The organism is Bradyrhizobium sp. PRIMUS42 (assembly GCF_023006515.1).
In the GTDB taxonomy this organism is placed as follows: domain Bacteria; phylum Pseudomonadota; class Alphaproteobacteria; order Rhizobiales; family Xanthobacteraceae; genus Bradyrhizobium.
The window spans coordinates 1-8,169 of record NZ_JALBGZ010000253.1; the positions used below are offsets into that span (position 1 = coordinate 1).

General features: G+C 58.6%; 9 protein-coding genes and 2 pseudogenes. 7 read left to right on the top strand and 4 right to left on the bottom strand.

The features are described 5' to 3' along the window. The coding region (locus MOV75_RS19400) for a phosphopantetheine-binding protein (protein ID WP_247006405.1) at positions 1-363 on the top strand (363 nt) is incomplete at its 5' end. Between the two features lie 226 nt (positions 364-589). Next, entirely contained in the window at positions 590-979 is a 390-nt protein-coding gene (locus MOV75_RS19405; protein ID WP_258719537.1) for a BlaI/MecI/CopY family transcriptional regulator, read from the top strand. Between the two features lie 228 nt (positions 980-1,207). Here MOV75_RS19405 and MOV75_RS19410 read toward each other — a convergent pair. Then, positions 1,208-2,165 (bottom strand): annotated as a pseudogene (locus tag MOV75_RS19410) (penicillin-binding transpeptidase domain-containing protein); the annotation flags it as partial. Positions 2,166-2,478: 313 nt separating this feature from the next. Continuing rightward, positions 2,479-2,754: a response regulator gene (locus tag MOV75_RS19415; RefSeq protein WP_309486949.1), complete on the bottom strand. Its 276-nt coding sequence runs from the start codon at positions 2,752-2,754 to the stop codon at positions 2,479-2,481. On the opposite strand from MOV75_RS19415, the gene MOV75_RS19420 reads away from it, so the two are divergent. Then, on the top strand, positions 2,698-2,910 hold the full coding sequence (locus tag MOV75_RS19420) for a hypothetical protein (protein ID WP_246925146.1): 213 nt from the start codon (positions 2,698-2,700) through the stop codon (positions 2,908-2,910). The genes MOV75_RS19415 and MOV75_RS19420 overlap by 57 nt on opposite strands. A gap of 11 nt (positions 2,911-2,921) precedes the next feature. Here the strand turns inward: MOV75_RS19420 and MOV75_RS42720 are convergent. Then, a pseudogene (locus MOV75_RS42720) lies at positions 2,922-3,113 on the bottom strand (ATP-binding protein); the annotation flags it as partial. Then, a complete protein-coding gene (locus MOV75_RS19430; protein WP_246925140.1) occupies positions 3,091-3,384 on the bottom strand; it encodes a hypothetical protein in 294 nt (97 codons plus the stop codon). The gene MOV75_RS19430 and the pseudogene MOV75_RS42720, both read right to left, overlap by 23 nt. A gap of 302 nt (positions 3,385-3,686) precedes the next feature. Between MOV75_RS19430 and MOV75_RS19435 the strand changes: the two genes are divergently transcribed. The 4 genes from MOV75_RS19435 to MOV75_RS19450 form a co-directional block, all read left to right on the top strand. Beyond that, a complete protein-coding gene (locus MOV75_RS19435; protein WP_246925138.1) occupies positions 3,687-4,835 on the top strand; it encodes an amidohydrolase in 1,149 nt (382 codons plus the stop codon). 243 nt (positions 4,836-5,078) lie between these two features. Then, positions 5,079-7,406, top strand: a complete 2,328-nt coding sequence (locus MOV75_RS19440) for a TonB-dependent siderophore receptor (RefSeq protein ID WP_246925135.1) — start codon at positions 5,079-5,081, stop codon at positions 7,404-7,406. A gap of 379 nt (positions 7,407-7,785) precedes the next feature. Continuing rightward, positions 7,786-8,013 carry an MbtH family protein gene (locus MOV75_RS19445; RefSeq protein ID WP_246925133.1) on the top strand — a complete coding sequence of 76 codons (228 nt, stop codon included), beginning with the start codon at positions 7,786-7,788 and terminating at the stop codon, positions 8,011-8,013. Positions 8,014-8,034: 21 nt separating this feature from the next. Continuing rightward, positions 8,035-8,169 (top strand): thioesterase II family protein (locus tag MOV75_RS19450; RefSeq protein ID WP_258719593.1); only part of this gene is annotated, 135 nt, incomplete at its 3' end.

The window sequence follows — 8,169 nt, forward strand, 5'->3', positions numbered from 1 at the left end:
GGCAAGACCGACCGCAAGGCGCTGCCGGCACCGGAGGGCGACGCCTATGCGCAGCAGACCTATGTGGCGCCGCGCAGCGCGACCGAGGAGGTGCTGGCGCAGATCTGGGGCGAGGTGCTGGGGCTTGAGAGGGTCGGGGCCGAGGACAACTTCTTCGAGCTCGGCGGCCACTCGCTGCTGGCGATGCGGGTGTCGGCGCGGCTGAACGAGGCGTTCGGCGTCGAGCTGCCGCTGCGAACCCTGTTCGAGGCGCCGGTGCTGGCCGACCTCGCCGAACGGATCGATATATTCCAATGGGAGCAGACGAGCCGGCAGAGTCTCAACGATGAGGCCTCGTCTTCCGAGGAAGAATGGGTCCTTTAAACCGGTAATGGAGAGCCACGACTCTGAAGCACATCGTGCCACGGCAGCGAGCGCCCAAGAACCGACCGAATGAAGGTGCCGATCGGTACATCGCGGCAACAACGGACAATGTCAAGCGTCCGGGCTTAACACGCTAGTAGACTCAATCGGGGGGACGAAATGTGCAAACGATCAAAAAGGCACTCTATCGGTCGACGAACGAATTGATGTCGGATCGAGTAACAGAATGGATGGTAGCTTACCAAATCTCGGAGACCTTGAGCTCCATGTCATGAAGATTGTGTGGCTACGCGGGTCAGTTACGGCCGAGCTTGTTCGCGAATTGTTGCCGCGCCGCCTCAAAGGCTCGACCGTGCGAACCGTTTTGTGGAGGCTGGATAGCAAAGGCTACGTACGACATACGATGGAACGTCGAACCTATTTCTATCATTCGGTGGGGACGCGCGGGCAAATAGCAGCCAAGGCAGTTCAAAGGGTTGCCGACCGATTATACAATGGATCGGTTGATCAGATGTTGATCGCCATGATGAAAGCCGGTGTGCTCGACGAGACATGCCTGCGCGTGCTCGCTGACGTAAGCGATAGCCATTACGAGCTGCCCCATGTGAAGGGATGAGATGTAGTAGGTCGGCTGGTGTTGGGAAATGCGGTCGTCGTGACCATTGCGTGGTGTAGCTGGCGGGGGAGACCGCGTTCGCGGGCCACCGGCCGGGCTAAGCCAGCTCGCCGGCGAAGTCGGCAGCACGTCACAACAAACGACGCCCAGGCGGTCCGGGCGAACTTGTTAGCGAGCGCAATCGCCAGCATTGCGGACTCATCAATGCGCCGCTGCCGCGCTCTTTTCCTACTGACGCGCTGTTGAAGCTGCAAGAATAAGGCGGTCCGCAGGCAGCAGGTCGAACCGTGGCTCGATGCCGAGCAGCGGTCCGATACGGGCAATGACATTGCCCGCGGTCGGAACGGCGTTCCAGCCCGACGCGATCTGCCCGTAGGTCTCCTTCAGCGGCTGCGGCTCGTCGAGCATGATCAGGAGCTGGTACTTCGGTTTGTCGGCCGGCAGGATCGCGGTGAACGCAGTCAGCACCTTATTGTTGGCATAACGGCCGTTGACCACCTTTTCCGCGGTGCCGGTCTTGCCGCCGATATAATAGCCCTTCACGTCCGCCCTGCGCGCCGTGCCGATCTCGGCGTTCAACCGCATCAGGAACCGCATCTTGTCCGAGGTCTCCGGCTTGATCACGCGCTTTGCGATCGCCCGCGCTTCCTCTTCGGGACGCTTGAGGAAGGTCGGGGATCAGCAGGCCGCCATTCGCAAGCGCGCTGACGCCCATCACGGCCTGCAACGGCGCGACTGCCATGCCGTGGCCGAACGCGATGGTGATGGTGTTCAGCTCGCTCGGCAGCTCGGTGCGCAGCCGCTCGAACTGCCCCATCTTGCGCAGGAACGCCTTGTGCGCCTCCAGACCCTGCGACAGCGCGATCCGCGCTGCGCCGACGTTGGAGGAGAAGGTGAACACCTCCTTCATGTTCAGGAACCGGCCCTTCGGCTCGTCGTCGTGGATCGCGAACTTGCCGTAGTGCAGCGGCCCGCGCGCGTCCCACAGCGACTTGCCGGTGTCGAGCGCCATCGCGAGCGTGAACGCCTTGAAGGTCGAGCCTATCTCGTAGACGCCGGTGGTCAGGCGGTTGATGCGATCCGGGTCGGGCGCTTCCTTCGGATTGTTCGGATCGAAATCCGGCACCGAGACGATCGTGATGATTTCGCCGGTGTTGACGTTGGTGACAAGCCCGGAGGCCGCCTTGGTGTTGCCTGGGCAAGCGCTTCCAAGGCTTGCTTTTCAGCGGCGACGACATCGACGCAATCAAGTCCCTCGTCGTCGATAGTGATGCCGTCGCCGTGATGAGTATCAAAGAAAAAAATGGGCATGTCGCTCAATTTGGGCCATGCCGAAAGGTTCCCAAACCCACTGTCTTCAAGGGACTACGCGGTTGTCTAGGGTGAGCGCACCGCCGCGGAATTCCTAGTGTCCGTTAAGGGAGTTATCGGACACCAGCGCGGCAGTCCGGGTTCTTCTATCTATCCAAAATCTCTCGCACTCTCAGCGCGAGTTTCGCCTAAGAAATCGGCTTCTCCAGCAGATTGACGCCTTCATCAAGTTTGCCCTGATGGACGACCGCATTGCGTGAATAGCCGGTCATGTACAGGATTTTCAGACCCGGCCGAATTTGATGCGCGCGCCTCCCAAGCTCGCGTCCATTGATTCCTGGCATGACCACGTCGGTTAGGAGTAGGTCCACCTTCGAATCATCCTGCAGGAGAATGGTCAGAGCGGCTTGAGCGCTGCGGGCCGAGAAGACGCGGTAGTTGAGATCGCGCAGGACGTCGGAAATCTAGCCGCGAAGGCCTTCGTCATCCTCGACGACGAGATTGGTCTCGGATGTCTCGCCCTCGGCGAGCTCCTCAGGCGCCACTTCCTCATGTCGGCTGCTCCGGAAAAGCGCGGAAAATACATCTTGATCGTCGTGCCTTGCTCTACCTCGCTGTAGATTTTTGCGTGGCCTCCGGATTGTTTGACGAAGCCATAGACCTGACTCAGGCCAAGGGCGGTGCCGTGGCCCGGCTCCTTCGTCGTAAAGAAGGGCTCAAAGGCGTGATGGAGAACGTCTCGCGACATTCCACCTCCGGTGTCGGTCACGCAAATGGCAACGTACTGACCAGGCACCAATTCAGAGACGGCAGTAATCCTCATCGGCGGCGATGTTGGCAGCCTCGAGAGCCAACTTTCCGCCGTCAGGCATGGCGTCGCGAGCGTTGATCGCCAGGTTGACGATGGCTGACTCCAGATGATTGGCGTCGGCTTCGATTTGCCATAGACCCGCACTTCCGACAGTTTGGACTTCGATGCGCCCCCCGAGCGTGCGCTGGATGAATTCCTGCAGACTGTTGATGTAGTTGTTCACGCTGATCGGCTTGGGATCGAGCGCCTGTCGGCGCGAGAACGCCAGCAAGCGGCTGGTCAACGCCGCGGCTCCAGGGAGAAGAAGTTCGGGCGATGGTCTGAAGACCTCGGACATACTTGAAAGGGCAGCGCGGTCGCGTACGACTTGCGAACTGATCGTGATCGTTACGACAGAACCTCTGGTGAGCCGATCGCGAAAAATCTCTGAGTGCAAGAGCAAAGAACGGAATAGAACCGGCAATGATCATTGCTGAAGATCAAACTGTTCCTCGCGTCGGTGGTGCTCGTAAGCGCGATCCATCATCCTAGATGATGTGTATCAGCAGGCGTTTCGCCGACCGGACATGAGTGAGAAGAAGCCAGATGTTCCTGACCGAGAACGATCTGAATGAATTGGTGGCATGGCGACGCTATCTTCACGCGGGGCCAGAACTGTCGGGCCAAGAGGCAAAAACCGCGCAAGCCGTGCAGGCCCGTCTCCAGGCGGCGGGCGCCGACAGGATCGTTTCGGGCCTTGGTGGTCACGGCGTGCTTGGAATCTATGATGGACCTGAGTCTGGCCCGACAATCATGCTTCGCGCTGAACTGGATGCGCTGCCGATTCAGGAAAAATCAGAGCTCAAGCATCGGTCACTGGTGCCGGGAAAGGCCCACCTCTGCGGTCACGATGGTCATATGGCAATTCTAGCGGCCGTAGCGCAGAGTTTGAGCAGGCAACGTCCACGCCGAGGTCGCGTGGCGCTCCTGTTTCAGCCGGCCGAAGAGGACGGATCTGGTGCCGCCGCCGTTCTAGCTGACGTGAATTTTGAGCAGGTGCAGCCTGACTTTGTCTTCGCGCTGCATAACCTTCCACGGTTGGGTTTGGGACAGGTCTCCCTTGCCGAAGGTTTGGTTAATTGCGCCTCGCAAGGAATGCAGATCAGATTATCGGGACGAACCACGCACGCGTCGAATCCGGAGCTTGGTATCTCCCCGAAAGATGCGCTCGCCAGGCTTCTGCTAGAGATTCCCGCGCTTGGGCGCAGCACAGAACTGAACGGCGACTTCTCGATGCTGACGGTCACGCACGCAAGACTTGGAGAGCCTGCGTTCGGTATCGCGCGGGGCTTTGGCGAGTTGTGGGCGACACTGAGAACATCCACCGACGCGAAGATGGAACAAGTCCGACTGGAGGCAGAAGACTTGGTTCGGCGGGTGACGGCCGACGAGGGACTGAGCACGGAAATCGCCTATCGCGACGTGTTCAATCATTGCACAAATGATGTCGACGCTGTTGCCCATCTTAGAAGCGCACTCGATTTGGAAGGAGTGCGACATTCTGCGCAGGGCCTTCCGCTGCGTGGCTCTGAGGACTTCGGGCGTTTTGGTACGCGATCCAAGGCGGCGATGTTCTTTTTGGGGGCGGGCGAGGAGCATCCCGGCCTGCATGAATCGAATTATGACTTTCCAGATGAGCTGATAGGAATTGGCGCAGGAATATTCATGCGGGCGATACGCAACCTGCTTGGCTAGATCGGAAATTCGGGAAAGAGCTGCAGAGTTTCGCCGACGTGCCGTATGCAGATCAATGATTAGAACGATTAGAAAATAGAAGCATTCAAATCTGGCGACGCAATTGTAGGCGAGATCGATCCTTCCATCGCGACGGTTTGTCGTACAACCTTAGATAATTTCTAGGTCCCAATTCCTTCTCGGAGCCCCCTCGCATGTTAGGAAGCGCGGGGATGTGCTTGCTAGTGGAATTGGGGTGCAGGAATGACGCGTGAACTCTCGGCCAAGAAAATTGTGCGTACGCTATCGCTGGGAGCAGTGAGTTATCTTGCGCTGTCGATGGAATCCTCGGGTGACTTTCAGCATGCGTTTGCGCAATCGAATCTGCCGCCCGTGACCGTCGATGCTCCCAAGCCAAGGGTTCGGCAGCCGATACAGAGATCTCAGTCAACGCGCGCGTCCCGGGGACAAAGATCTGCCGCGACGACGGCTCCCCGCCAGGCCGCGCCCGTTCCCTACGTGGTGCCTTCGACCGGCACGGTCGGCACGGTGCCGCCTGCCTATGCAGGCGGCCAGGTCGCGAGCGGCGGAAGTCTCGGTCTTCTGGGCAACCGCGGCGTGATGAATACGCCGTTCAACCAGACCAGCTATACAGCAGAGCTCATACAGAACCAGCAGGCACGCACGATTCGTGATGTCCTGGCGAATGATCCCTCAGTCCGCGTCGTCCAGGCGGCAGGCGGTGGTGCGGACAGTCTCTTCATCCGCGGTTTCTACTATGACAGCGGCGACTACGGACTGAACGGTCTCTATGGAATCGCACCATATTATTCTTCGGGCGCGAATTTCGTCGAGCGTGTTGAAGTGCTGAAGGGCCCGAGCGCCTTGCTCAATGGGATGACCACGGGTGGTACCGGCGTTGCGAGCGGCGGTGCAGTTGGCGGCAGTATCAATCTCATCACCAAGCATGCTCTCGATGTTGACATTACGCGGATAACGGGAACCTACGTATCCAGATCACAGTTTGGCGCGAACATGGACGTCAGCCGGCGCTACGGCGAGCACAAGGAGTGGGGCGTTCGGGTCAACAGCACCTATTCCAACGGCAGTACCCCGTGGGACCGTCAGACTGACGAGTTCGGTAATGTGGTGGTCGGCCTCGACTACCGAGGTGAGAGGGCACGCGTGGCAGTCGATGTCGGTTATCAAGCCGATAATTTGACTCCTCCGCTACGCTTCTTCGGCATCGGTCCGGGTCTCACCTCCATTCCTTCGCCACCGAAAGCCGGGACGAATTTCCAGGTGCCTTGGGCTTACTACAAACCGAGGGATTTCTTCACGACCGTAAGAGGTGAAGTGGATGTTACCGACTGGATAACTGCGTATGCCGCATTTGGCTATCATGACAGCAAGATCGACTATACCTATCCTTCGCCCAATATTCTCAGCGCCGCCGGCGCTTTGGCGGGGCGTCCGGGCCTTGGGCATGAGACGTTCGAGACCTTTGCAGGAGAAGCGGGCATCCGGGCGGAGGTCGATACCGGCCCGGTCAATCATGCTCTAAACGCGAACTATGCGATCAATGATCGAACCTATGATCAGAGTGTTTTGAGTTCGGCAGGGCTAATTGCCTGGAATCTATACACTCCGCCTACGAATGTCCCTCAACCGAACTTAAATTTTCCGACGCTAAGACTTAATACCAACGTGAACATCGAAAGCGTCGGCGTTTCCGATACTATGTCAATGTTTGACAAGCGCCTTCAGCTAACCGTCGGTGTTCGTCAACAGACCGCTGGGAGCAGGGTGACAAATTTCATCCCGACGCCGGCAAATCCGAGTAGGCCCTATCAAGAGGCGTCTTTGTGGACTCCGGCTTATGCTGTTGTCTTCAAGCCGGTCGAGAATATCTCGCTTTACGCGAACTATATCGAAGGGCTTCAGACGCCGGTGGTCGTTACTGGCCAATTCCAAAACGCTGGCGCCGTGTTTCCACCTAGCAAGACCACCCAGGCTGAAACCGGAGTGAAGATCGATACGGGCCGCCTCACCACGACTCTGAGTCTATTCGAAATCACCCAACCCAGCATCATTACTGTGCCGGGCCTGCCTCTACCTACCCGGCAACTCAACGGCAAGCAGCGCAACCGTGGTGTGGAGATCAATGTGTTCGGCGAGGTCACGCCAGACATCCGCTTGCTCGGCGGCGTTGCGTTGATCGATGGCGTGCAGGAAAAGACCGAGAACGGTACCAACGACGGCAAGAATGCGATCGGAGTTCCCGCGGTCACTGCCAACATCGGAGCCGAGTGGGATACTCCGTTTGTCCAAGGACTGACGTTCACCGGAAGGGTCATCTACACCGCTTCGCAGTACGTCAACGTAACAAACACCCTCACCATACCTGAGTGGACCCGCGTTGATCTCGGCGCCAGGTATACCTTTGCATCGCCATGGAACGGCAAGCCGATCGTAGTCCGCGCGGCCGTCGAGAACGTCGCCAATAAGGCCTACTGGGCCTCGGCCTATAGCGGTGTGATCACGCTGGCCGCTCCTCGGACGTATCTCCTGTCGACGACGTTCAACTTCTGAACACTGCGTCCCCGCGGCGCCTCCGATACGTACCGCCGCGGATCTCGCCCGCGGCGGTTTTTCTTCGGCCTATGGCAGCAACGCTGCACTTGTCTAAGTTGATGACAGTGCGATGAAACACCGCCCGCGACAAAACGCGCGATCATGCCGCATCGGAAAGTTCCTTCCTGCGCAGTTAGAATTGCAGCAATCTTCGACGTGTTCTGAAATCTCGATGTTTTCCCGCGTGTTGGCGCGCGAGCGCGGAGGTTGCATTGTGTGCGTCCGTCGCTAGTTTTGAGGTCTTAAAAAGAGTCGCGTCGATATTGCTTTGACGGTCGTCTGCTTCTGACCTAGTCAAACGTCTCTGCTTTCGCTTTCCGAAAAAGGGGACCGAGCCATGATGGTGTTCGACAGAGACGACGTCACCTTCACCGTCGTCGTCAATCACGAAGAGCAATACTCCATCTGGCCGACGTTCAAGGACATTCCGGGCGGCTGGAAGGCGGTGGGCATGACGGGCAGCAAGAAGGAATGTCTCGACCACATCGAACAGGTGTGGACCGACATGCGCCCGCTCAGCTTGCGCAAATTCATGGACGATGCAGCGTCTTCGCAGTCGGCGTAGTCAGCGGAGTCCGGTCTTCCGATGCGGCTTCTTTGTCTGCCTTATTCCGGCGGCAGCGCCATGTTCTATGCGCGGTGGCGCCGGCTCGTGCCGTCGTGGATCGACGTGCGGCCGGTTGAGTGGCCGGGGCGCGGTGCGCGCATGGACGAGCCGCTG

Bases quoted from the DNA above. Each gene is read 5' to 3' on its own strand.
- MOV75_RS19405 (WP_258719537.1), top strand. From the start codon at position 590: ATGGATGGTAGCTTACCAAATCTCGGAGACCTTGAGCTCCATGTCATG.
- MOV75_RS19435 (WP_246925138.1), top strand. From the start codon at position 3,687: ATGTTCCTGACCGAGAACGATCTGAATGAATTGGTGGCATGGCGACGC.
- MOV75_RS19440 (WP_246925135.1), top strand. From the start codon at position 5,079: ATGACGCGTGAACTCTCGGCCAAGAAAATTGTGCGTACGCTATCGCTG.
- MOV75_RS19445 (WP_246925133.1), top strand. From the start codon at position 7,786: ATGATGGTGTTCGACAGAGACGACGTCACCTTCACCGTCGTCGTCAAT.